Below are 24281 nucleotides of genomic sequence, written 5' to 3' on the forward strand. Positions count from 1 at the left end.
ACTGTGAGGTTACGTAGAGTGAGGTAGTTGCGTCAAGCCGAATGGGGCAGTCGTGCGAATAGCCAGGAAGGCCGATGTCAACCGTATGCGTCCGACCGTGTCGGCCTGCGGTGACGGGCGCCGGGTGGCGGTGAGTCGGGCGCGGGAGAACGGACTGTTAGGATGGCTGGAAGCCCTGGGCGGGACCCGGGGCATCCCCAGACGTCCTTTAAAGCCCGTCCCGTGAGGCGGGGAAGGAGGTCGGCTTCGGCATGACCACACGCATTGACGCATCGCGTCCACCGCACCAGGTGCTGGACGCCAATGACATCGCCCGGGTGATCACCCGGATCGCCCACGAGATCGTGGAGCGCGCCAAGGGCGCGGAGGACGTCGTCCTGCTCGGCATCCACACCCGAGGGGTCCACCTGGCCCGGCGCCTGGCCGCCAAGCTGGCCCAGATCACCGGCCGTGAGATCCCGCTCGGCACCCTCGACATCACCATGTACCGGGACGACCTCCGGCTGAAGCCGGCCCGCGCCGCCGAGCACACCGAGGTCCCGGCCGACGGCATCGAGGGCAGGCTGGTCGTCCTGGTCGACGACGTGCTCTTCTCCGGCCGCACCATCCGCGCCGCCCTCGACGCGCTGAACGACCTCGGCCGCCCGCGCGCGGTGCAGCTCGCCGTCCTGGTCGACCGAGGCCACCGCGAACTGCCGATCCGCGCCGACTACGTGGGCAAGAACCTGCCGACCTCGCTGCGTGAAGCCGTCCAGGTGCGGCTGGCCGAGGTGGACGGCCGGGACGCCGTACTGGTCGGCGACCGCGACTACTCCGCACGCTCCACCCAGGCCCTCGCCGGGGAGTGAACGGGTGATGCGCGACACCCGCAGCCCCGTTCCCCGCGCCGCCGTACCGCCCATGCACCAACTCCCCGGAGGCCGCTCAGTGAGCAGCTATCTCATTCGCAACGCCAAGATCCTCGGGGGCGCCCCGCAGGACGTCCTGATCGCGGACGGCGTCATCCGGCAGATCGGCACCGACCTGGCCGCCGAGGCCGACATCGACATCGACGCGCACGGCCTGGTCCTGCTGCCCGGTCTGGTGGACCTGCACACGCACCTGCGCCAGCCCGGCAAGGAGGAGGCCGAGACCGTCCTCACCGGCACCCGGGCCGCCGCGATGGGCGGCTACACCGCCGTGCACGCGATGGCCAACACCAGCCCGGTCGCCGACAGCGCCGCCGTGGTCGAGCAGGTCCGGGAGCTGGGCCGGGCCAGCGGCTACTGCGACGTGCAGCCGGTCGGCGCCGTCACCGTCGGGCTGGAGGGCAAGGAACTGGCCGAGCTGGCGGGCATGCACGCCTCCGCCGCCGGGGTGCGGGTCTTCTCCGACGACGGCAAGTGCGTGGACGACGCCGCGCTGATGCGCAAGGCCCTGGAGTACGTCAGGACCATCGACGGCGTGGTCGCCCAGCACGCCCAGGAGCCCAAGCTCACCGAGGGCGCCCAGATGAACGAGGGCACCGTCTCCGCCGAGCTCGGGCTGCCCGGCTGGCCGGCCGTCGCCGAGGAGGCGATCATCGCCCGCGACGTGCTGCTCGCCGCGCACACCGGCGCCCGGCTGCACGTCTGCCACCTGTCCACCGCCGGCTCGGTGGAGATCGTCCGCTGGGCCAAGGCCCAGGGCTGGGACGTCACCGCCGAGGTGACGCCGCACCACCTGCTGCTCACCGACGAGCTGGTCCGCTCCGGCGACCCGGTGTACAAGGTCAACCCGCCGCTGCGCACCGAGGCCGATGTGCACGCGCTGCGCGCCGCGCTCGCCGACGGCACCATCGACGCGGTGGCCACCGACCACGCGCCGCACCCCTCGGCCGACAAGGACTGCGCCTGGGCGGTGGCCGCGATGGGCATGGTGGGCCTGGAGACCGCGCTGTCGGTGGTGCAGCAGACCATGGTCGACACCGGCCTGCTGAACTGGGAGGGCGTCGCGGACCGGATGTCGCACCGCCCGGCCCGGATCGGCCGCCTGGCCGGCCACGGCCGCCCGATCTCGGTCGGCGAGCCGGCCAACCTGGTGCTCTTCGATCCCGCGTACCGTGGGACCGTGAACGCGGAGAGCTTCGCCACGCGCAGCCGCAACACCCCCTACCGGGGCCTCGAGCTGCCGGGACGGGTGCACGCGACCTTCCTGCGGGGCGTCGCCACGGTGCTGGCCGGCGAGCTGGCCGAACAGGCCGACCTGATCGAGCAGGGTGACCCGGCATGATCGCTCTGGCCACCGAGCAGGCCAAGGTCACCAACTGGCCCGGCTACATCGGCTGGACGGTCGGTCTGCTGATCCTGATCGCGCTGGTCTACTGGCTGATGCGGCAGGGCTGGAACTGGCGCCGTACCCTCCAGTCCGACCTGCCGCCGCTGCCTGCCGTCCCGGCGGATCCCGGCCCGGCGGTCCTGGAGACCGAGGGCCGCTACCACGGCACCACCACCGCCGGGAACTGGCTGGACCGGGTGGTCGCGCACGGTCTCGGCACCCGAAGCCTGGCCCGACTCACCCTGACCGAACAGGGGTTGCTGGTCCGCCGCCCCGGCGACGCGGACCTGTGGATCCCGGCCGGGCAGCTGACCGGAGCCCGCACCGACTCCGGGATCGCGGGCAAGGTCGTCCCGGCCGGCCTGCTGGTGGTCACCTGGAAGCTCCAGGACACCGCGCTGGACTCCGGCTTCCGGGCCGACCGAAGCGACGAGCACGCCTCCTGGACCGAGGCGATCGACGCTCTTGTGACACGTACGAAGACGAAGAAGACGGAAGAGGCCGCCCAATGACCGCAGCTGCCCCCACCACCATGCGCCAACGGCGGGAGCGCGTGCCTGCCCTCCTCGTCCTGGAGGACGGCCGGACCTTCCACGGCCAGGCCTACGGCGCGGTCGGCGAGACCTTCGGCGAGGCGGTCTTCAACACCGGCATGTCCGGCTACCAGGAGACCCTGACCGACCCGTCGTACCACCGCCAGGTGGTCGTGATGACCGCCCCGCAGATCGGCAACACCGGCTGGAACGACGAGGACGACGAGTCCAAGCGGATCTGGGTCGCCGGCTACGTGGTCCGCGACCCCGCCCGGATCCCCTCCAACTGGCGCTCGCGGCGCTCGCTGGACGAGGAGCTCGCCGCCCAGGGCGTCGTCGGCATCAGCGGCATCGACACCCGGGCGCTCACCCGCCACCTGCGCGAGCGCGGCGCGATGCGGGTCGGCATCTTCTCCGGCGCCGCACTGGCCGACCACGCCGAGCTGCTGGCCAAGGTGCAGGCCTCGCCCGAGATGAAGGGCGCCGACCTGTGCGCCGAGGTCGCCACCACCGAGAAGTACGTGGTCCCGGCGATCGGCGAGAAGAAGTTCACCGTCGCCGCCCTGGACCTGGGCATCAAGGCGATGACCCCGCACCGGATGGCCGAGCGCGGCATCGAGGTGCACGTCTTCCCGGCCAACTCCACCCTGGAGGAGCTGTACTCCGTCGACCCGGACGGCGTGTTCTTCTCCAACGGCCCGGGCGACCCGGCCACCGCCGACCATCAGGTCGCCGTGGCGCAGGGCGTGCTGGAGCGCAGGACCCCGTTCTTCGGGATCTGCTTCGGCAACCAGATCCTCGGCCGCGCGCTGGGCTTCGGCACCTACAAGCTCAAGTACGGCCACCGGGGCATCAACCAGCCCGTCCAGGACCGCACCACCGGCAAGGTCGAGGTCACCGCGCACAACCACGGCTTCGCCGTGCAGGCACCGCTGGACCGGGTGAGCGAGACCCCGTACGGCCGGGCCGAGGTCTCCCACGTCTGCCTGAACGACGACGTGGTCGAGGGCCTGCAGTGCCTGGACGTGCCCGCCTTCAGCGTCCAGTACCACCCCGAAGCGGCCGCCGGCCCGCACGACGCCGCGTACCTGTTCGACCGCTTCACAAGCCTGATGGCCGGTGCCCCGGCCCGCACCACCGCAGGGAGCTGACCGTGCCGAAGCGCACTGACATCAAGTCCGTCCTGGTCATCGGGTCCGGCCCGATCGTCATCGGCCAGGCGGCGGAGTTCGACTACTCCGGCACCCAGGCCTGCCGGGTGCTCAAGGCCGAGGGCCTTCGGGTCGTGCTGGTGAACTCCAACCCGGCCACGATCATGACCGACCCGGAGATCGCCGACGCCACCTACGTCGAGCCGATCACCCCCGAGTTCGTCGAGAAGATCATCGCCAAGGAGCGCCCCGACGCGCTGCTGCCGACCCTGGGCGGGCAGACCGCGCTCAACACCGCGATCTCGCTGCACAAGGCGGGCACGCTGGAGAAGTACGGCGTCGAGCTGATCGGTGCCGACGTCGAGGCGATCAACAAGGGCGAGGACCGCGACCTGTTCAAGGGCGTGGTGGACGCCGTCAACGCCAAGATCGGCTACGGCGAGTCCGCCCGCTCGGTGATCTGCCACTCCATGGAGGACGTCCTGGGGGGCGTCGAGACGCTCGGCGGCTACCCCGTCGTCGTCCGTCCCTCCTTCACCATGGGCGGCGCCGGCTCCGGCTTCGCCCACGACGAGGAGGACCTGCGCCGGATCGCCGGCCAGGGCCTGGCCCTGTCGCCGACCACCGAGGTGCTCCTGGAGGAGTCCATCCTCGGCTGGAAGGAGTACGAGCTGGAGCTGATGCGCGACAAGAACGACAACGTCGTGGTCGTCTGCTCCATCGAGAACTTCGACCCGATGGGCGTGCACACCGGTGACTCGATCACCGTCGCCCCGGCGATGACGCTGACCGACCGCGAGTACCAGATCCTGCGCGACATCGGCATCGCCGTCATCCGCGAGGTCGGTGTGGACACCGGCGGCTGCAACATCCAGTTCGCGGTCAACCCGACCGACGGCCGGGTCATCGTCATCGAGATGAACCCGCGCGTCTCGCGCTCGTCCGCGCTCGCCTCCAAGGCCACCGGCTTCCCGATCGCCAAGATCGCCGCCAAGCTGGCCGTCGGCTACACCCTGGACGAGATCCCCAACGACATCACCGAGGAGACCCCGGCCTCCTTCGAGCCGACCCTCGACTACGTCGTGGTCAAGGTCCCGCGCTTCGCCTTCGAGAAGTTCCCGAGTGCGGACGCCACCCTGACCACCACCATGAAGTCGGTCGGCGAGGCCATGGCGCTGGGCCGCAACTTCCCCGAGGCGCTCAACAAGGCGCTGCGCTCGCTGGAGAAGAAGGGCAGCCAGTTCTCCTGGGTCGGCCCGGTCGGCGACAAGAACGCCCTGCTGACGAAGGCGGTCGTCCCCACTGACGGCCGGATCAACACCGTCATGGAGGCCATCCGGGCCGGCGCCACCCCCGAGGAGGTCTTCGAGGCCACGAAGATCGACCCGTGGTTCGTCGACCAGTTGTTCCTCCTGGACGAGATCGCCGGCGAGCTCGCCGAGGCCGAGAAGCTCACCCCCGAGCTGCTCCGCCACGCCAAGCGGCACGGCTTCTCCGACCAGCAGATCGGTGAGATCCGCGGCCTGAAGACCGACGTGGTCCGCGAGCTGCGGCACGCGCTCGGCATCCGCCCGGTCTTCAAGACCGTGGACACCTGCGCCGCCGAGTTCGCCGCGAAGACCCCGTACTTCTACTCGTCCTACGACGAGGAGACCGAGGTCGCCCCGCGCAGCAAGCCCGCCGTCATCATCCTCGGCTCCGGTCCGAACCGGATCGGCCAGGGCATCGAGTTCGACTACTCCTGCGTGCACGCCTCCTTCGCGCTCGCCGAGGCCGGGTACGAGACCGTCATGGTCAACTGCAACCCGGAGACCGTCTCCACCGATTACGACACCTCCGACCGGCTCTACTTCGAGCCGCTCACCCTGGAGGACGTGCTGGAGATCGTCCACGCCGAGCAGCAGGCCGGCCCGGTGGCCGGTGTGATCGTCCAGCTCGGCGGCCAGACCCCGCTGGGCCTGGCCCAGGCGCTCAAGGACAACGGCGTCCCGATCGTCGGCACCCAGCCCGAGGCCATCGACCTGGCCGAGGAGCGCGGCGCCTTCGGCCGGGTGCTGAAGGAGGCCGGCCTGCCGGCCCCCAAGCACGGCACCGCCTTCTCCTTCGACGAGGCCAAGGCGATCGCCGACGAGATCGGCTACCCGGTGCTGGCCCGCCCCTCCTACGTGCTCGGCGGGCGCGGCATGGAGATCGTCTACGACGAGGCGTCGCTGGCCTCCTACCTGGAGCGGCACGCCGGTCTGATCTCCGAGCACCCGGTGCTGATCGACCGCTTCCTGGACGACGCGGTCGAGATCGACGTGGACGCCCTCTACGACGGCACCGAGCTGTACCTCGGCGGCGTCATGGAGCACATCGAGGAGGCCGGCATCCACTCCGGCGACTCGGCCTGCGCGCTGCCGCCGATCACCCTCGGCGGCTGGGACATCAAGCGGCTGCGCACCTCCACCGAGGCCATCGCGCGCGGTGTCGGGGTCCGCGGTCTGATCAACATCCAGTTCGCGATGGCCGGGGACATCCTGTACGTCCTGGAGGCCAACCCGCGCGCCTCCCGGACCGTGCCGTTCACCTCCAAGGCCACCGCCGTCCCGCTGGCCAAGGCCGCCGCCCGGGTCTCGCTGGGCGCGACCATCGCCGAGCTGCGCGCCGAGGGCCTGCTCCCGGCCGAAGGCGACGGTGGCACGCTGCCCGCCGACTGCCCGATCGCGGTCAAGGAGGCCGTGATGCCGTGGAGCCGCTTCCGCGACATCCACGGGCGCGGCGTGGACACCGTGCTCGGCCCGGAGATGCGCTCCACCGGCGAGGTCATGGGCGTGGACAAGGTCTTCGGCACCGCCTACGCCAAGGCCCAGTCCGGCGCGTACGGCGCGCTGCCGACCAAGGGCAAGGTCTTCGTCTCGGTCGCCAACCGCGACAAGCGCAACCTGGTCTTCCCGGCCCGCGCGCTGGTCGACCAGGGCTTCGAGGTGCTGGCCACCACCGGCACCGCCGAGGTGCTGCAGCGCGCCGGCATCCCCTCCACCCTGGTGCGCAAGCACAGCGAGGGCGAGGGCCCGGACGGCGAGAAGACCATCGTCCAGCTGATCCACGAGGGCCAGGTCGACCTGATCATCAACACCCCGTACGGCACCGGCGGCCGGATGGACGGGTACGAGATCCGCACCGCCGCCGTCTCGCGCGGTGTGCCGTGCCTGACCACCGTCCAGGCGATGGGCGCGGCCGTGCAGGGCATCGACATGCTGCTGCGCGGTGAGGTCGGAGTGATGTCGCTGCAGGAGCACGCGGCGCTGATCAACTCCGGCCGCAAGTAGTCCGATCCACTGTGGGGGGCGCCCGTCGGGCGGCGCCCCCCACACCCATGCTCGCCCGCCGCCACCCCCGACCGCCGGGCTCCGCCCGGCCCTTGGACCCGAAGGGCTCAACTCGCCGTGTACAAGCTCCTGTTCAACCTTCTCTTCAAGAAGATGGACCCGGAGAAGGCCCACCACCTGGCCTTCTTCTGGATCCGGCTGGCCGCCTCGGTGCCCGGGCTGCGCTCGCTGATCCGGCTGGTGCTCGCCCCGCGGGACCCGCGGCTGCGGACCGCCGCGCTCGGGCTCGACCTGCCGGGACCGTTCGGGCTCGGGGCCGGGTTCGACAAGAACGGCATCGGCATCGACGGACTGTCCATGCTGGGCTTCGACTTCGTCGAGATCGGCACCGTCACCGGTGAGCCGCAGCCAGGCAACCCGGAGCCGCGCCTGTTCCGCCTGGTCGAGGACCGCGCGCTGATCAACCGGATGGGCTTCAACAACCAGGGCTCCGCCCGGGTCGCCGCCCGCCTCGCGGCCCGCCCGCACACCAGCTCCACCCCGGTCATCGGCGTCAACATCGGCAAGACCAAGGTGGTCGACGAGGCCGATGCCACCGCGGACTACCTCAAGAGCACCGAGCGGCTCGCCAAGTACGCCGACTACCTGGTGGTCAACGTCAGCTCGCCGAACACCCCGGGACTGCGCAACCTGCAGGCCGTCAAGGTGCTCGGGCCGCTGCTGTGGGACGTGCGGAAGAAGGCGGACGAGGTCACCACGCGCCATGTGCCGCTGCTGGTGAAGATCGCCCCCGACCTGGCCGACGAGGATATCGACGAGATCGCCGACATGGCCATGCACCTGGAGCTGGACGGGATCATCTGCACCAACACCACCATCGGCCGGGACGGGCTGCAGGAGCCGGCCTCGCGGATCGAGGAGATCGGCGCCGGCGGGCTGTCCGGGGCCCCGCTCAAGGAGCGCTCGCTGGAGGTGCTGCAGCGGCTCCGGGCGCGCACCGAGGGGCGGCTGGCGCTGATCTCCGTGGGCGGGATCGAGACGGCCGAGGACGCCTGGCAGCGGATCGTCCACGGGGCCGACCTGGTCCAGGGGTACAGCGCGTTCATCTACGAGGGACCGTTCTGGATGCGGCGGATGCACAAGGGCCTGTCGGCCCGGCTGCGGGCGAGCGGGTACCGGACCATCGCCGACGCCGTGGGTACCGCGAAGGCGAGCTGACGGCCCCGCCGGAGCACCCCGGGGCGGCGGCGGGGCGGCTCCCCGACGGCGCGCGGCTCCGCGCGCCGTCGGTGCACCCCGCCGCACGGTGCCCGAATGCACGGGTGTTCGGACGAAGTGACAGGTTGCGGGGTGGTTTGGGAGAGTTCAGAGCGTCAACGTGCGCACAGGCCAGCCGAAAGGTGAACCACAGATGGCCAACCCCGTTCAGACACGAGCCGAGGTGCTCTCCCGGAGCGTCGAGGGCGGCTACCACCGCCTGTTGCTGAGTGCTCCCGAGGCGGCGCCACGGGTGAGACCCGGCCACTTCGCGACGCTGGCCTGCGCCGACTCCGGAAGGCTGCTGCGGCGGGCCCTCGCCATCCACCGGGCCGATCCCGAGGCCGGCACGATCGAGCTGGTCATCGCCGAACGCGGCGATGGCACGCGGGAGTTGGCCGCCACCCCGGTCGGCGGACGGCTGGACCTGATCGCCCCGCTCGGGACGCCCTTCCCGCTCCCGGACGGTCCCGTCTCCGCGCTGCTGGTGGCCGGCGGCTACGGCAGCGTGCCGCTGCTCCCGCTCGGCGAGGAGATCCGGCGCCGCGGCGGCCAGGTCGGCTTCATCCTGGGCGCGGCCGGCGCCGACCGGCTCTACGGGGTCGAACAGGCCCGGGCGATCACCCGGGACGTCCTGGTGGTCACCGAGGACGGTTCGGCCGGACTGACCGGCCGGGTCACCGACCCGCTGGCCCAGGCGATCAGGGCGATCGGCGCCACCGAAGTGCACGCCTGCGGCCCGATGCCCATGCTGCGTGCCGTCACCACCATCGCCCTCGGCCTCGGCGCCCGCTGCCACACCGCCGTGGAGGAGGCGATGGCCTGCGGCGTCGGCATCTGCATGACCTGCGTGCTGCCCGTGCTCGGCGCGGACGGGGTGAGCCGCTTCGTCCGCTCCTGCACCGAGGGGCCGGTCTTCGACGGCGCCAAGGTCCGCTGGGACGACATCGGAACCGTACCGCCGGACCTGGAGGGCGCCGCCGCGATGGGAGCCGCACGGTGAGCCGGGGCACGCAGCCGGTGGACCCGGGGGACGTCGACCTGACCGCGCGGTTCGGCCCGCTGACGCTGCCCAACCCGCTCACCGCCGCCGCCGGCTGCGCCGGATACGGGCGCGAGGTGGCCAGGTTCTTCCCGCTGGACGCGCTGGGCTCGGTCACCACCAAGACCATCATGGCCGCCCCGCGGTCCGGGCTGGCCACCCCGAGGATGGCCGAGACCCCGTCCGGGATGCTCAACTCGATCGGACTGCCGGGTGCGGGCGTCGACGCCTTCGTCCGGCACGAGCTGCCCTGGCTCGCCGAGCGCGGCGCCCGGGTGCTGGTCTCGATCGCGGGGCAGCGGCTGGAGGAGTTCGCCGAGGTCGCCGAGAAGCTGGGCGGCCGGCCCGGGGTGATCGGCCTGGAGCTCAACATCTCCTGCCCCAACACCGCCGACCGCGGCCTGCTGTTCGCCGCCAACCCGGCCACCAGCTACGACGTCGTCCGCGCGGTGCGCGAGGTGGCCGCGGCCGAACTGCCGGTCTACGCCAAGCTCTCGCCGGACGTCGCCTCGATCACCGAGGTCGCCGCCGCCTGTGTCCAGGCCGGTGCGGACGGCCTGTCGATGATCAACACGGTCCTCGGCATGACCATCGACCTGGACACCCTGCGGCCCGCCCTGGCGGCCGGCGCCGGGGGCCTGTCCGGACCGGCCGTCCGCCCGATCGCCGTGCGCTGCGTCCACCAGGTGCACGCCGCGATGCTGGCCGGCCGGATCCCGCCCGTCCCGATCATCGGCATGGGTGGGATCCGCACCGGCCGGGACGCCCTGGAGTTCGCCCTCGCCGGGGCGAGCCACCTGGCCGTCGGCACGGCCCTGTTCAACGACCCAACCGCCCCCGTGCGGATCCTCGACGAGCTCCGCCGCGAGCTGGCCCGACGAGGCTTCGCCAAGTTCACCGACGCGGTGGGATACGCCCACCGCCCCGTCCCCACTGAAAGGCTCCCATGACCCTCGCCCCCTTCGGCGCTCGCCTGCGCCACGCCCTCGACACCCGCGGTCAGCTCTGCGTCGGCATCGACCCGCACGCCTCCCTGCTGACCGCCTGGGGGCTCGACGACGACATCGCCGGGCTGGAGAGCTTCAGCCGCACCGTGGTCGAGGCGCTGGCCGGACAGGTGGCCGTGCTCAAGCCGCAGGCCGCCTTCTTCGAGCGCTTCGGCAGCCGCGGCATCGCCGTGCTGGAGCGCACTGTGGCCGAGGCCCGCGAGGCGGGTGCGCTGGTGCTCATGGACGCCAAGCGCGGCGACATCGGCTCCACCATGGCCGCCTACGCCGAGACCTTCCTCTCGCCCGCCAGCCCGCTGTTCTCGGACGCCGTGACGGTCAGCCCGTACCTGGGCTTCGGCTCGCTGCAGCCCGCGCTCGACCTGGCCCGGGCCAACGGCGCCGGCGTCTTCGCGCTGGCGCTCACCTCCAACCCCGAGGGCCACGAGGTGCAGCGCGCGGTCGCCGCCGACGGCGAGAGCGTCGCCCAGGGCGTGCTGCGCCGCCTGGCGGCCGAGAACGCGGGTGCCGAGCCGATGGGCTCCTTCGGTGCCGTGGTCGGTGCCACCCTGGCCGAGGCCGGGGTCGACCTGGACATCAACGGCCCGCTGCTCGCCCCCGGGGTCGGCGCCCAGGGTGCGACCGCCGCCGACCTGCCCCGGGTGTTCGGCGGCGCGGTGCGCCACGTGGTGCCCAGCGTGAGCCGCGACATCCTCAAGCACGGGCCCTCGGTGACCGCTCTGCGCGACGCTTCCGCGCGCTTTGTCGAGGAAATCAGTGCCGTACTGGAAAAGTGAGCAGCATCACATCTGTTCGCAAAACCTGCTTTCTGGCGGTTGATTTGTCCGAAAAAGTCCTGGTCGGCCTCGGCTGACCAGGACTTTTCGTGTTCTTTTCCTGACGCGCGGGCTCAAGTTGGGTAGTGTCCGGCGATAGGTCACCAAAGGGCTTCGCCAAGCGTTGCTCTTGCAGGTCAGAGCCATTAGGTTCCACTGCAACCGGTGTCCTTGGCACCAACAGTCATAGCTCATCCCTTCCTTACACATCCCGAGGTGAACGGCGTGGCTCTTCCGCCCCTTACCCCCGAACAGCGCGCCGCCGCGCTCGCCAAGGCCGCCGAAGCTCGCCGGCAGCGTGCCGAGGTCAAGAACAAGCTGAAGCACTCCAATGCCTCGCTGCGTGACGTGATCAAGGCGGGCAAGTCCGACGACGAGGTCATCGGCAAGATGAAGGTCTCCGCCCTGCTCGAAAGCCTCCCGGGCGTCGGCAAGGTGCGGGCCAAGCAGATCATGGAGCGTCTCGGGATCAGCGAGAGTCGCCGGGTGCGCGGTCTCGGCTCGAACCAGATCGCCTCGCTGGAGCGGGAGTTCGGTAACACCGCCTCCTGAGTCCGGCTGCCGGTTCGCAGCGTCCGGGCCCCCGTGGTCCCCGGAACGTCCGCGATCCGGGATAATCGGTGCATGAGTGAACGTCCGCGGCTGACCGTGCTCTCCGGCCCTTCGGGGGTCGGCAAGAGCACGGTCGTCGCTCATATGAGGCAGCAGCACCCCGAGGTCTGGCTCTCGGTGTCGGCGACCACCCGGCACCCGAGGCCCGGCGAGCAGGACGGGGTCCAGTACCACTTCGTCGACAACGACGAGTTCGACAAGCTGGTCGCCAACGGCGAGCTGCTGGAGTGGGCCGTCTTCGCCGGCAACCGCTACGGCACGCCCCGCCAGGCCGTCCAGGAGCGGCTCGACCGCGGTGAGCCGGTGCTGCTGGAGATCGACCTGCAGGGCGCCCGCCAGGTGCGCGAGTCGATGCCCGAGGCGCAGCTGGTCTTCCTGGCCCCGCCGAGCTGGGAGGAGCTGGTGCGCCGGCTCACCGGCCGGGGCACCGAGCCGCAGCACGTGATCGACGAGCGGCTGGCCGCGGCCAAGGTGGAACTGGCCGCCGAGACCGAGTTCGACGTCACGCTGGTCAACACGTCCGTCGAGCAGGTGGCGACCGAGCTGCTAGCCTTGCTCGGTGTAGTCTGACCAGATCGCTGCCGTAGTGGCAGCAATGCTGATCTGATCGGCGTTTTCGTTTCTTAGCCACCGTTTCGGAAGGTTTTCGCGTGTCCTCTTCCATGACCGCGCCCGAGGGCATCATCAACCCGCCGATCGACGAGCTGCTTGAGGCCACCGACTCCAAGTACAGCCTGGTGATCTACGCGGCCAAGCGTGCCCGTCAGATCAACGCCTACTACTCGCAGCTGGGCGAGGGCCTGCTGGAGTACGTCGGCCCGCTGGTGGACACCCACGTGCACGAGAAGCCGCTGTCGATCGCGCTGCGCGAGATCAACGCGGGCATGCTGACTGCCGAGGCCATCGAGGCTGCCTGAGCCCGTCGTCGAAGGGGCCCGTCGGACTTCACCGTCCGGCGGGCCCCTTCGCTGTGCGACAGACCACGGTGCCGGTGGGAACTGATGCGCCGTAGGGTGGGCGTAACCCGTCCGGAGGAGAGAGACCCCATCATGAACGCTCGCCCGGAGCAGCCCGACGCCCGCCGCGTCGTCCTCGGTGTCAGCGGCGGCATCGCCGCGTACAAGGCCTGTGAGCTGCTGCGGCGGTTCACCGAGTCCGGGCACCAGGTGACCGTGGTGCCGACCGCGGCCGCGCTGCACTTCGTCGGCGAGGCCACCTGGGCCGCGCTCTCCGGCCGCCCGGCCGCCACCGAGACCTGGGAGCGGGTGCACGAGGTCCCGCACGTGCGGATCGGTCAGCAGGCGGACCTGGTCGTGGTCGCCCCGGCCACCGCCGACCTGCTCGCCAAGGCCGCCCACGGCCTGGCCGACGACCTGCTCACCAACACCCTGCTCACCGCGCGCTGCCCGGTGGTGCTGGCCCCCGCCATGCACACCGAGATGTGGGAGAACCAGGCCACCCAGGAGAACGTCGCCACGCTGCGCCGCCGGGGCGTGATCGTGCTGGAGCCCGCCGTCGGGCGGCTCACCGGCGTGGACACCGGCAAGGGCCGGCTGCCGGAGCCCGAGCAGCTCTTCGAGGCCTGCCGCCGCCTTCTCGCCCGTGGCGGCCTGGAGCGGGACCTGGCCGGCCGCCATGTGGTGATCTCGGCGGGCGGTACCCGGGAGCCGCTCGACCCGGTCCGCTTCCTCGGCAACCACTCCTCCGGCAAGCAGGGCTACGCGCTGGCCGCCACGGCCGCTGCCCGGGGTGCCCGGGTCACCCTGCTGTCGGCCAACGCCACCCTTCCCGACCCGGCCGGGGTGGACGTGGTGCACGTCTCCACCGCGCTCCAGCTGCGCGAGGCCGCGCTGAAGGCGGTCCTGGACGCGGACGCGGTGGTGATGGCCGCCGCGGTGGCCGATTTCCGCCCGGCGGAGTACGCCACCGGCAAGATCAAGAAGGTGGACGGGGTGGACCAGCCGCCGATCACCCTGGTCCGCAATCCGGACATCCTCGCCGAGCTGTCCGCCGACCGCGCCAGGCCCGGCCAGCTGGTGGTCGGCTTCGCCGCGGAGACCGACGACGTCCTGGCCAACGGCCGCGCCAAGCTGGCCCGCAAGGGCTGCGACCTGCTGGTGGTCAACGAGGTGGGCGGCGGCAAGGCGTTCGGGCAGGACACCAACGCCGCGGTGCTGCTCGGCGCGGACGGCGCGGAGGTGGCCGTTCCCGACGGGCCCAAGGAGGCGCTCGCGGACCGGATCTGGGACGAGGTCGTGGCCCGGCTCGGGTGAACTTCCGCCGGATTCCGGGCGGAGCCAGGCGGGTTGTGAGCGGAGTTTGGTCGAGTGGCCGAAGATGAGTGATGAGTCTCAAGATTCCGATGTGACTGACGCCGACCGGTAGCTGACCGTTACACTCCAGGAATCAAGTCTTTCCGGATGCCTCCGGATCCCCGGAGGCGTTCAGTCAGCAGCCGCTGCAACCCCAGGGAGCGCTGTGTCTCGCCGCCTGTTCACCTCGGAGTCCGTGACCGAGGGACACCCCGACAAGATCGCTGACCAGATCAGCGACACCATCCTGGACGCTCTCCTCAAGGAAGACCCGACTTCCCGGGTCGCCGTGGAGACGCTGATCACCACCGGCCTGGTCCACGTCGCCGGTGAGGTCACCACCAAGGCGTACGCGCCGATCGCTCAGCTGGTCCGGGAGAAGATCCTGGAGATCGGATACGACAGCTCCAAGAAGGGCTTCGACGGCGCCTCCTGCGGTGTCTCGGTCTCGATCGGCGCGCAGTCCCCGGACATCGCCCAGGGTGTCGACACCGCGCACGAGCACCGCGTGGAGGGCGAGGACGACGAGCTGGACCGCCAGGGTGCCGGCGACCAGGGCCTGATGTTCGGCTACGCGTGCGACGACACGCCCGAGCTGATGCCGCTGCCGATCACCCTCGCGCACCGCCTCTCGCGCCGCCTGACCGAGGTCCGCAAGAACGGCACCATCCCGTACCTGCGTCCGGACGGCAAGACCCAGGTCACCATCGAGTACGACGGCGACAAGGCCGTGCGCCTCGACACCGTGGTGGTCTCCACCCAGCACGCGTCCGACATCGACCTGGACTCGCTGCTCACCCCGGACATCCGCGAGTTCGTCGTGGAGCCGGAGCTGAAGGCGCTCGCCGACCAGGGCATCAAGCTGACCACCGACGGCTACCGCCTGCTGGTCAACCCGACCGGCCGCTTCGAGATCGGCGGCCCGATGGGTGACGCCGGCCTGACCGGCCGCAAGATCATCATCGACACGTACGGCGGCATGGCCCGCCACGGCGGCGGCGCCTTCTCCGGCAAGGACCCGTCCAAGGTGGACCGCTCGGCCGCGTACGCGATGCGCTGGGTCGCCAAGAACATCGTCGCGGCCGGGCTGGCCCGCCGCGCCGAGGTGCAGGTCGCGTACGCGATCGGCAAGGCCGAGCCGGTGGGTCTGTTCGTGGAGACCTTCGGCACCGAGACCGTTCCGGTGCTGAAGATCCAGGAGGCCGTCACCAAGGTCTTCGACCTCCGCCCGGCGGCGATCATCCGCGACCTGGACCTGCTGCGGCCGATCTACTCGCTCACCGCGGCCTACGGCCACTTCGGCCGGGAGCTTCCGGAGTTCACCTGGGAGCGCACCGACCGCGCCGAGGCGCTGAAGAAGGCCGTCAGCGCCTGATCCGTCACCACCGCGTGCCCCGGGCGGCGGTCACCCCTCTCGCGGGGTGGCCGCCGCCCTGGTCTTTCCGGCGGAGCTTCCCCGGGCAGCGGACAAGGCCCGTCGGGGCCCCGGATCCACCGTCGGAAGGTGCCGTCGCCATGGCAGCGGCCCGGGCGTTTTGCCACGTTGTCGGTGGTGGGGGCTATGTTGGGCAGGCCCGGGGTGGTGGGTGTGTGGAGGGCGGATGAGCAGGACAGACGGTGCCGGTGAGCAGCTGGCGTTCATCCGGGAGACGGTCCGCAGGGCCAAACCCCGGACGTGGCGCGGCGCCCAGCTGGCGGATGACCTGCCGGTGGCGCGCGTACTGGTCGACAAGGGCCTGCTCCACCTCGACCAGTACTTCGACTACGCCGTCCCCGCCACCATGGCCGAGGAGGCGCAGCCCGGCGTACGCGTCCGGGTCCGCTTCGGCGCCCGGATCGTCGCGCCTGGCCGGCGCGAGGGCGGCGAGCTGCACAGCGGCTTCATCGTCGAGCGCCGGGCCGACTCCGACTACGCGGGCCCGCTCGCCCCGCTCGCCCAGGTGCTCTCCCCGGAGCAGGTGCTCACGCCCGCCCTGCTGCGGCTGTGCCGCACCGTCGCCGACCGGTACGCGGGCTCGCTCGCCGATGTGCTCCAGCTGGCGATCCCGCCCCGGCACGCGGGCGCCGAGTCCGAGCCCTCGCCGAAGCTGCTCCCGCCGCCGACCCGTCCCGAACCCGGCAGCTGGTCCCGCTATCCGCAGGGCGCGGACTACCTCGCGGCGCTGGCCCAGGGGCGTTCGCCGCGCGCGGTGTGGACGGCGCTGCCCGGTCCGAGCTGGCCGGAGGAGATCGCCCGGGCCGTCGCCGCGACCCTGGCCGGCGGCCGGGGAGCGCTGGTGGTCCTGCCGGACGGCCGGGCGGTGGCCCGGGTCGACCGCGTCCTGTCCGAGTTGCTCGGCGAGGGCCGGCACGCGGTGCTGGCCGCCGACCTCGGGCCGAAGGAGCGCTACCGGCGCTGGCTCGCGGTCAGCCGGGGCGCGGTGCGGGCCGCGATCGGGACACGGGCCGCGGTCTTCGCCCCGGTCCGGGACTTGGGCCTGGTGGTGGTCTGGTCGGACGGCGACAGCAGCCACAGCGATCCGCGCTCCCCGCACCCGCACGTCCGCGAGGTCGCGCTGCTGCGGGCCACCGAGGAGAACGCGGGCGTCCTGCTCGGCGGGCTGTCGATGACGGTCGAGGCGGCGCAGCTGCTGCGGACGGGCTGGGCGCGCCCGCTGGCCGCCGGACGGGAGACGGTCCGCGCCGTCGCCCCCCGGGTCCGGACGGTCACCGACCAGGACCAGGCGCGGGACGCGGCCGCGCAGGCCGCCCGGCTGCCCTGGCTGGCCTGGGAGGTCGCCCACGAGGCGCTGAAGCACGGCCCGGTGCTGATCCAGGTGCCCCGGCGCGGCTATGTGCCGAGGCTGACTTGCGGCCGGTGCCGTACGCCCGCGCGGTGCCGGCACTGCGGCGGACCGCTGGAGGCGGGGTCCGCGGGGGCGCCGCTGGACTGCGGCTGGTGCGGGCAGCCGGAGGCGGAGTGGCACTGCGCCGAGTGCGGTTCGTTCCGGCTGCGGGCGCAGGTGGTCGGGGCACGGCGGACGGCCGAGGAGCTGGGCAAGGCCTTCCCCCGGGTGCCGGTGCGCACCTCGGGACGCGACGCGGTGCTGGCCACGGTGTCCGGGGAGCCGGCGCTGGTGATCTCCACACCGGGCGCCGAGCCGGTCGCCGAGGGCGCCGGGTACGCGGCCGCGCTGCTGCTGGACGGCTGGACACTCCTGAACCGCCCCGACCTGCGGGCCGGGGAGGAGGCACTGCGGATGTGGACCGCCGCTGCCTCGCTGGTCAGGCCCGCCGAGCAGGGCGGCACGGTGGTGGTGGTCGCCGAGGCCACCGCGCGTCCGGTGCAGGCGCTGGTGCGGTGGGACCCGGCCGGTCACGCCGGGCTGGAGCTGGATGAACGGGCGCAGCTGCACTTCCCCCCGGTCTCCCGGATGGCCTCGGTGACGGGCGCGCCGAACGCGGTCGCGGACCTGCTGGCACTGGTCCGGCTCCCCGAGGGCACGGATGTGCTCGGGCCGATCGAGGTACCCGGCGGGCGGGGGGAGGAGCTGGAGCGCGCGCTGCTGCGGGTCGCACCCGGGCAGGGGGCGGCGCTGGCGAGCGCACTGAAGGCGGCGCAGATCGCCCGGGTGGCCCTGCGGACGTCGGATCCGGTCAAGGTGCGGATCGACCCGCTCGACATCGGCTGAGTCGGCCAGGGGGAGGAACGGGTGCTCGGGGGTGCGGGGAGGCGCGCGAGGCGACCGGCGCCGCGTTGTGCCGAGCCGCCGGTCGGTGGGCTGCACCGTCTCCGGGCCGGGAGGGGCGAGATGCCCCCCGGGGGAGAGGGGCGGCGCAGCGTTCCTCCGATTCGCGCGGTTCCCCGCACCCCCATGTGCTTGCCCGACTGCCCGGGCGAAGCCCGCCCGGGTTTCAGCCGGGTCCGGTCGGGTCCGGCCAGGTGCGGCCGGGTTTCAGCCGCGGATGGGGATGCTCGGGCGCTCCAGGCCGCCCTGGCGGGCGGCGGGGACGGTGCGGGTGAGCGGCTGGCCGCCCGCGGTTAGCTCCTCGCCGCGGTCCGGGCGGGCGGCCCCGGGCACGCCCGGGGCCGGTACGGCGGCTGCGAGCAGCTCGCTGCTCGGGCGCCGCATGCCGTACCGCCGGTGCACAGCCTGCTTGGTGACGCCCAGCGCGGAGCCGACCGAGTCCCAGGAGAAGCCCAGCGCCCGGTCGAACTCGACGGCGGCCGCGACCAGCGTCTCGACGCTCTCCCGCAGTTCCTGGGCGAGCCGCACGGTGGGGGCGGGCGCCCGCCCGTACACCACGAATCCGGCCGAGGTGCTGGGCCGGCGCGGCCGGTAGACGTTGCCCAGCTGGGCGGTGAGGGTGCGCAGCGCGTCCACCTGCCGCCGCACCCGCTCGATGTCCCGCACCAGCAGGTGCAGGCTGGCCCGCGCCCGCGCGTCGTGGTTGATCTGCTCGGCCATGGCCTTGGTGCCACCTCTCCGTACGGTGAATCCGGTCGGGACGCGTTCGCGTCCCGGTCAATCCCACTTGACCAACGCAGGACAGGCGCCGGGGTCACGCGCGCCGGCGAGACGGGATATGCCAGAAGCTGGGCCGAACGGGCGTCCCGGATTGCATAGACTGCCCTGTGGCCTTCGCCGGCCGCCCGAACCAGCCCCCGCCGAACCGCGCCGAACCCGTACCGACAGGAGCCCCCAGCCATGGCGATCCAGCCGATCCGGATCTTCGGCGACCCCGTGCTGCGCACCGTCGCGCGACCGGTGACCACCTTCGACAAGGAGCTGCGCGGGCTGGTCAGGGATCTCACCGACACCATGCTGGACGCCCCCGGCGCCGGCCTGGCGGCGCCTCAACTCGGCGTCTCGCTGCGGGTGTTCGCCTACAACGTGGACGGTGTGGTGGGCCATCTGATCAACCCCGACCTCAGCCTCAGCGACGAGGAGCAGGACGGCCCCGAGGGCTGCCTGTCGCTGCCGGGGCTGCGCTACGACACCAAGCGCGCGTACGGGGTGGTCGCCAAGGGCTTCAACATGCACGGCGACCCGGTGACCATCGAGGGTACCCAGCTGCTGGCCCGCTGCATCCAGCACGAGACCGACCACCTGGACGGGATCGTCTTCATCGACCGCCTGGACCGCGAGCAGCGCAAGGCCGCGCTCAAGGCGATCCGCGAGGCGGACTGGGGCGACGGGCCGGCGCCGACCGTCAAGATCTCCCCGCACAGCACCTTCGGTTCCGCCCGCTGATCCCCGTACGTCCCCAGAAAGGCACCCATGCGCCTCGTCTTCGCCGGCACCCCCGAGGTCGCCGTTCCCGCCCTGGACGCACTGCTGGCCTCCGACCGGCACGAGGTCGTCGCGGTGGTCACCCGCCCCGACGCCCCTGCCGGGCGCGGCCGCCGACTGGTCGCCAGCCCGGTCGCCCAGCGTGCCGAGGAGGCCGGGATCGAGGTCCTCAAGCCGGCCAAGCCGAGCGACCCGGACTTCCAGGCCAGGCTCACCGAGATCGCCCCGGACTGCTGCCCGGTGGTCGCCTACGGCGCGCTGCTGCGCCCCGGCACGCTGGAGATCCCCCGGCACGGCTGGGTCAACCTGCACTTCTCACTGCTCCCCGCCTGGCGCGGTGCCGCTCCGGTGCAGCACGCGCTGCTGGCGGGCGACGAGGTGACCGGCGCCTCCACCTTCCGGATCGAGCAGGGCCTGGACTCCGGCCCGGTGTTCGGCGTGCTCACCGAGGAGGTCCGCCCGACCGACACCAGCGGGGTGCTGCTGGACCGGCTGGCACACGCGGGCGCCCGGCTGCTGGTCGCCACCATGGACGGCATCGAGGACGGCACCCTGCAGGCCGTGCCGCAGCCCGCCGAGGGGGTCACCCTCGCGCCCAAGATCACTGTTGAGGACGCCAGGATCGACTGGTCGCTCCCCGCCCTGCGGGTCGACCGGGTGGTGCGCGGCTGCGCCCCCGCGCCCGGCGCCTGGACCACCTTCCGGGGCGAGCGGCTCAAGCTCTCCGGCCCGGTCAGGCTGCTCCCGGCGGCCACGGAGCTGGCGCCCGGCGAGTTGGCGGTCGCGAAGAACAGCGTCCGGGTCGGCACCGGCAGCCATGAGATCGAGCTGGGCGAGGTCCAGCCGCAGGGCAAGAAGCCGATGCGCGCGGCAGACTGGGCCCGAGGGGTCCGGATCGAGTCCGGCGAGCGGCTCGACGGCTGACCGCCGGCGGTACGGTCGCGCGGTCCGACCATCAGCCGAGTGGAGAGCCGATGATCTGCGTTCTGATGATCCGGCAGTCTGTCGGATGACAGTCAGCAGGTCCGATGAGTGGTAATCGAATAGCCGGTTTTCCGGTGGTCCGATTGTCCGCCCTGTGGTCGTCCGGTCGCCCGTCCAATGAAAGTCGGTCAAGCGGACAACCTACTTCGCGGTCAACTCCGCAGCCGATTCGGCAACCGACTCCGTAACCGACTCCGCAGCAGACGAACTCACACGAGTTCAGACCGACCCAGCAGATAACCAACGCAGCACTTTCGAGGCACAAAGTGAGCACCCCCAGCGCCAAGCGCGCCCCCCGCCCGCACCGCCGTCCCAAGAAGGACCCGGCCAGGATCGTCGCGTTCCGCGCCCTGCGCGCCGTGGACGAGCGCGACGCGTACGCCAACCTGATCCTCCCCTCCCTGCTGCGCGAGGCCGAGCAGAAGGGCATGGACCGCCGGGACGCCGCACTCGCCACCGAACTGGTCTACGGCACCCTGCGCCTCCAGGGCACCTATGACGCGATCATCGCGGCCTGCATCGACCGCCCGCTGCGCGAGGTGGACCCGCCGGTACTGGACGTGCTCTCGCTCGGTGCCCACCAGCTGCTCACCACCCGGATCCCCACCCACGCGGCGGTCTCCGCCACCGTCGAGCTGGCCCGGGCGGTGCTCGGCGAGGGACGCGCCAAGTTCGTCAACGCCGTGCTGCGCAGGATCAGCGCGCACGACCTGGACACCTGGGTGGAACAGGTCGCCCCGCCGTACGAGGAGGACGCCGAGGACCACCTCGCGGTGGTCCACTCGCACCCGCGCTGGGTGGTCTCCGCGCTCTGGGATTCGCTCGGGCGCTGGCAGCCCGGGGCCTGCGGCCGGACCGCGATCGAGGAGCTGTTGCACGCCGACAACGAGCGCCCCGAGGTGACCCTGGTCGCTCGCCCGGGCCGGGTGACGGTGGCCGAACTGCGCGAGACGCTGCCGCAGGCACAGGCCGGACGGTGGTCGCCGTACGCCGTCACGCTCGCCGAGGGCGGCGAGCCCGGGGGCATCGACGCGATCCGGGAGAACCGGGCCGGAGTCCAGGACGAGGGCAGCCAACTGGTCGCGCTCGCGTTGGCCAACGCCCCGGTGGAGGGCGCCGACCGGCTCTGGCTCGACGGCTGTGCGGGGCCCGGCGGCAAGGCCGCGCTGCTCGGCGCCCTCGCCGCCGAGCGCGGCGCGGCGCTGGTCGCCTCGGAGCGGCAGCCGCACCGGGCCCGGCTGGTCGCCCGTGCGCTGGACGGCAACCCCGGCCCGTACACGGTGATCACCGCTGACGGCACCCGCCCGGCCTGGCGGGAGGGTTCCTTCGACCGGGTGCTGGTGGATGTGCCGTGCTCCGGGCTCGGTGCGCTGCGGCGCCGGCCGGAGGCGCGGTGGCGCCGGCGGCAGGACGACATCCCGGGCTTCGGGCCGCTCCAGCGCGAGCTGCTGCGTTCGGCGATCCGGGCCGCCAGGGTCGGGGGAGTGATCGGGTACGCGACCTGCTCGCCGCACCTCGCCGAGACCCGGGCGGTGGTCGACGACGTACTGCGGTCGGAGACCGGGGTGGAGTGGATCGACGCCCGTCCGCTGCTGGCCGGGGTGCCGGCGCTGGGGGAGGGGCCGGACGTTCAGCTCTGGCCGCATCTGCACGGGACCGACGCGATGTACCTGGCGCTGCTGCGGCGCACCGCGTAGGACCCTTCGGCGAAGGGGTACCCGCTCGGGGTCGCTCCCTGCCGGCCCGGCGGCCGCGACCGTCGAGGGGTCGCGAACTGCCGGGCGGTCGTGGGCGGTTGGAGAGTCGAACGGCCGAGCGTACGGGCAGCCGTCGACCCGTGGCACCTCGGGTCGCGGTGGCTCGGTCCCTTCCGACGAACGGCATCGTGGTCGGGAGCACGGTCAGGGACTGCACGTTGGCGTCGAGCGGCATCGACGCCATCCTCTGCGGCGCGGAGTGCCGCAGACCGGGTGGACCGCGCCGTCGAGGTCACGCCCGTTGCTTCCGGGGCGGTGCGGGCGGTGCCGTGGTGTCCGCTCCGCGAACGGTGGCGGGGCGGGCGTGTTCGTCACGTCCGGTCCGGCGGCCCGCGTCCGATCCGCTTCCGGTGGCGGGACGGATCGGGAGGTCGCTCGCGATGAATGCGTCCAGCCGCTCCTCGGCGGGCAGCCGCTCGGCCAGTTCCCAGGCGAGCATGCGGTGCAGGCCGTCGAGGTGGATGAGGCCCTCCCTGATCCGCAGGTCCGAGTAGTCGGAGTGCGGCACCGGGCGGGTGCTGAGGTAGACCGGGGTGAACGGTGCGTGCCGCAGCAGCCGGAGCTTGGCCGCGCACACCGGGTTGGCCTCGGCCCACTCCGCCCCGCCCGACCGGATGCGCTCCGCGGCCTGCGCCACCGTCAGCCCGGACCGGGGGACGAGTTCGAGCCTGCCGCCCTCGCTGAGGTGCCAGGGCAGGATGACGCCGAGCACCTCCGCCCGCGAGAGCCGTACCCGCCACCAGGTGCCGAGCAGTTGTTCGGCACGCTCGAGGTTCTGCTCCCCGTCCTGATTGCTGTTCGCCTCGTGCGCCCCTTCGAGCGGGTGGTCCTGGAGGAAGGTCTCCCGCACTTCGGCGAACGGGGCCGGGCCGGCGATGTCCACGGTGGTGCCTTTCAGGCGGTGCTGGCGTACTTGGTGAAGTATCGCTCAGCGAACAGCTCCGGCCACCAACGGCCGTCCAGGTGGAGCTCCCGGGCCCGGGCGAGCACCCGACGCCAGAAGGGGCTTGACCGGGCGCCAGCGCGCAGCCACCTGGCAGGGCGCGCGCAACAGCGGGCGGTGGGTGAGGCGTTCACCGTGGCCGCCGGCAGCTCCAGCTGCAGGACCGGTGGCGTGCCGTGGGTGACCGGATCGGTGCGGGCGGCTATCGAGTGCGCGCGGACCCTCGTCGTTCACGCCTCGCAGAGCGCGGTGAGGATGCGCTGCAGCAGGCGGTCGAAGACGGCGTCCGGAGCGGTGGGCGCGGGGCCTTCGGCGAGGACCTGGGTGAGCCGGGGGTACTGGCCGGTCGCGGCGACGCCTTGGAGGTAGCTCACCATGTCGGTGATCCAGCGGGGGGAGCGGCCGGTCGTCGAGTGTTCCCAGTCGGCGAACTGGCAGAGGAAGCCGTTGAGTTGGGCCATCGCCTCCATCTTGCCGGAGCCGGTCAGCTCGGTCGCGGCCATGACGCCGAGGAAGTACTCGGTGTAGCGCAGGCCGTTCGGTCCCAGCGAGGGGCGGGCGGCGATCAGCCGGGGCGCCCAGCTGTGGCGGCGCAGGACGGCGAGCTGCATGGTGGCCAGCGCCGTGAGATCGGCCCGCCAGTCACCGGAGGGTTCGGCGGGGAGCTCGTACTCGCCGGCGATCTGGTCGACCATCAGGTCGAACAGGTGCTCCTTCTTCGGGACGTAGTTGTAGAGCGACATCGTCCCGGCGCCGAGTTCGGCGGCGACCTTGCGCATGGAGACCGCGTCCAGTCCCTCGGAGTCCGCGATTCGGACCGCGGCTTCCGCGATCGAGGACCGGCTGTGTGCGGGACGCGGTCCCCGGCCGCTGTGCTCCGGTTGGAGCCAGATCAACTCGGGGGCTTCGGACTGGCGGGACGGCATTGCGAATGATCACCTCGCAGCCAGTTTACTTAAGTACACCGTACGTAGTAACGTCCTGGGCAT

Annotated in this window: 21 protein-coding genes; 18 read left to right on the top strand and 3 right to left on the bottom strand. The window is 72.2% G+C overall.

The genetic code is table 11. The features are described from left to right. Positions 1–251 precede the first annotated feature (251 nt). The 15 genes from pyrR to ABD369_RS16875 all read left to right on the top strand — a co-directional run bounded on the left by pyrR (position 252) and on the right by ABD369_RS16875 (position 18006). Positions 252–848, top strand: a complete 597-nt coding sequence (pyrR, locus tag ABD369_RS16805) for a bifunctional pyr operon transcriptional regulator/uracil phosphoribosyltransferase PyrR (protein WP_344637214.1) — start codon at positions 252–254, stop codon at positions 846–848. A gap of 79 nt (positions 849–927) precedes the next feature. Then, positions 928–2250, top strand: a complete 1323-nt coding sequence (locus ABD369_RS16810; protein ID WP_344637215.1) for a dihydroorotase — start codon at positions 928–930, stop codon at positions 2248–2250. Continuing rightward, positions 2247–2807 carry a PH-like domain-containing protein gene (locus ABD369_RS16815; RefSeq protein ID WP_344637216.1) on the top strand — a complete coding sequence of 187 codons (561 nt, stop codon included), beginning with the start codon at positions 2247–2249 and terminating at the stop codon, positions 2805–2807. The genes ABD369_RS16810 and ABD369_RS16815 overlap by 4 nt, the downstream gene beginning before the upstream one ends. Beyond that, complete coding sequence (gene carA, locus ABD369_RS16820; protein WP_344637217.1) at positions 2804–3979, top strand: glutamine-hydrolyzing carbamoyl-phosphate synthase small subunit; 1176 nt, start codon at positions 2804–2806, stop codon at positions 3977–3979. Before ABD369_RS16815 ends, carA begins: the two co-directional genes overlap by 4 nt. A 2-nt stretch (positions 3980–3981) precedes the next feature. Further along, positions 3982–7290: a carbamoyl-phosphate synthase large subunit gene (gene carB / locus ABD369_RS16825; RefSeq protein WP_344637218.1), complete on the top strand. Its 3309-nt coding sequence runs from the start codon at positions 3982–3984 to the stop codon at positions 7288–7290. Positions 7291–7407: 117 nt separating this feature from the next. Then, positions 7408–8508, top strand: coding sequence for a quinone-dependent dihydroorotate dehydrogenase (locus ABD369_RS16830; RefSeq protein ID WP_344637219.1), 1101 nt, complete (start codon positions 7408–7410; stop codon positions 8506–8508). A 193-nt stretch (positions 8509–8701) separates the two neighbouring features. Next, positions 8702–9550, top strand: coding sequence for a dihydroorotate dehydrogenase electron transfer subunit (locus ABD369_RS16835; RefSeq protein WP_344637220.1), 849 nt, complete (start codon positions 8702–8704; stop codon positions 9548–9550). Continuing rightward, positions 9547–10539 (top strand): dihydroorotate dehydrogenase, encoded by a 993-nt coding sequence (locus tag ABD369_RS16840; protein ID WP_344637221.1) that lies wholly within the window; start codon positions 9547–9549, stop codon positions 10537–10539. Before ABD369_RS16835 ends, ABD369_RS16840 begins: the two co-directional genes overlap by 4 nt. Next, positions 10536–11372 (top strand): orotidine-5'-phosphate decarboxylase, encoded by an 837-nt coding sequence (pyrF, locus tag ABD369_RS16845; protein WP_344637222.1) that lies wholly within the window; start codon positions 10536–10538, stop codon positions 11370–11372. The genes ABD369_RS16840 and pyrF overlap by 4 nt, the downstream gene beginning before the upstream one ends. A 264-nt stretch (positions 11373–11636) precedes the next feature. Next, entirely contained in the window at positions 11637–11963 is a 327-nt protein-coding gene (gene mihF / locus ABD369_RS16850; RefSeq protein WP_344637223.1) for an integration host factor, actinobacterial type, read from the top strand. A gap of 72 nt (positions 11964–12035) precedes the next feature. Beyond that, positions 12036–12593: a guanylate kinase gene (gene gmk, locus ABD369_RS16855; RefSeq protein WP_344637224.1), complete on the top strand. Its 558-nt coding sequence runs from the start codon at positions 12036–12038 to the stop codon at positions 12591–12593. Positions 12594–12673: 80 nt separating this feature from the next. Beyond that, positions 12674–12940 carry a DNA-directed RNA polymerase subunit omega gene (rpoZ, locus tag ABD369_RS16860; RefSeq protein WP_030240625.1) on the top strand — a complete coding sequence of 89 codons (267 nt, stop codon included), beginning with the start codon at positions 12674–12676 and terminating at the stop codon, positions 12938–12940. Positions 12941–13072: 132 nt separating this feature from the next. Next, positions 13073–14296 carry a bifunctional phosphopantothenoylcysteine decarboxylase/phosphopantothenate--cysteine ligase CoaBC gene (gene coaBC, locus ABD369_RS16865; protein WP_344637225.1) on the top strand — a complete coding sequence of 408 codons (1224 nt, stop codon included), beginning with the start codon at positions 13073–13075 and terminating at the stop codon, positions 14294–14296. 205 nt (positions 14297–14501) lie between these two features. Continuing rightward, a complete protein-coding gene (gene metK, locus ABD369_RS16870; RefSeq protein ID WP_344637226.1) occupies positions 14502–15710 on the top strand; it encodes a methionine adenosyltransferase in 1209 nt (402 codons plus the stop codon). Positions 15711–15936: 226 nt separating this feature from the next. Next, a complete protein-coding gene (locus ABD369_RS16875; protein ID WP_344637227.1) occupies positions 15937–18006 on the top strand; it encodes a primosomal protein N' in 2070 nt (689 codons plus the stop codon). Between the two features lie 264 nt (positions 18007–18270). On the opposite strand, the gene ABD369_RS16880 is transcribed toward ABD369_RS16875, so the two are convergent. Continuing rightward, positions 18271–18783, bottom strand: a complete 513-nt coding sequence (locus tag ABD369_RS16880; protein WP_344637228.1) for a hypothetical protein — start codon at positions 18781–18783, stop codon at positions 18271–18273. A gap of 240 nt (positions 18784–19023) precedes the next feature. On the opposite strand from ABD369_RS16880, the gene def reads away from it, so the two are divergent. The 3 genes from def (at position 19024) to ABD369_RS16895 (ending at position 22289) form a co-directional block, all read left to right on the top strand. Beyond that, positions 19024–19569, top strand: coding sequence for a peptide deformylase (gene def, locus ABD369_RS16885; RefSeq protein WP_344637229.1), 546 nt, complete (start codon positions 19024–19026; stop codon positions 19567–19569). Between the two features lie 27 nt (positions 19570–19596). Continuing rightward, on the top strand, positions 19597–20532 hold the full coding sequence (gene fmt, locus ABD369_RS16890) for a methionyl-tRNA formyltransferase (RefSeq protein WP_344637230.1): 936 nt from the start codon (positions 19597–19599) through the stop codon (positions 20530–20532). 326 nt (positions 20533–20858) lie between these two features. After that, complete coding sequence (locus ABD369_RS16895; RefSeq protein ID WP_344637231.1) at positions 20859–22289, top strand: RsmB/NOP family class I SAM-dependent RNA methyltransferase; 1431 nt, start codon at positions 20859–20861, stop codon at positions 22287–22289. Between the two features lie 292 nt (positions 22290–22581). On the opposite strand, the gene ABD369_RS16900 is transcribed toward ABD369_RS16895, so the two are convergent. Together ABD369_RS16900 and ABD369_RS16905 are read right to left on the bottom strand one after the other, a co-directional pair. Beyond that, on the bottom strand, positions 22582–23232 hold the full coding sequence (locus tag ABD369_RS16900; RefSeq protein ID WP_344637232.1) for a DUF6309 family protein: 651 nt from the start codon (positions 23230–23232) through the stop codon (positions 22582–22584). Between the two features lie 290 nt (positions 23233–23522). After that, complete coding sequence (locus ABD369_RS16905; RefSeq protein WP_344637233.1) at positions 23523–24218, bottom strand: TetR/AcrR family transcriptional regulator; 696 nt, start codon at positions 24216–24218, stop codon at positions 23523–23525. Positions 24219–24281 lie beyond the last annotated feature (63 nt).

It is taken from the genome of Kitasatospora cystarginea (genome assembly GCF_039533515.1).
Classification (GTDB): domain Bacteria; phylum Actinomycetota; class Actinomycetes; order Streptomycetales; family Streptomycetaceae; genus Kitasatospora; species Kitasatospora cystarginea.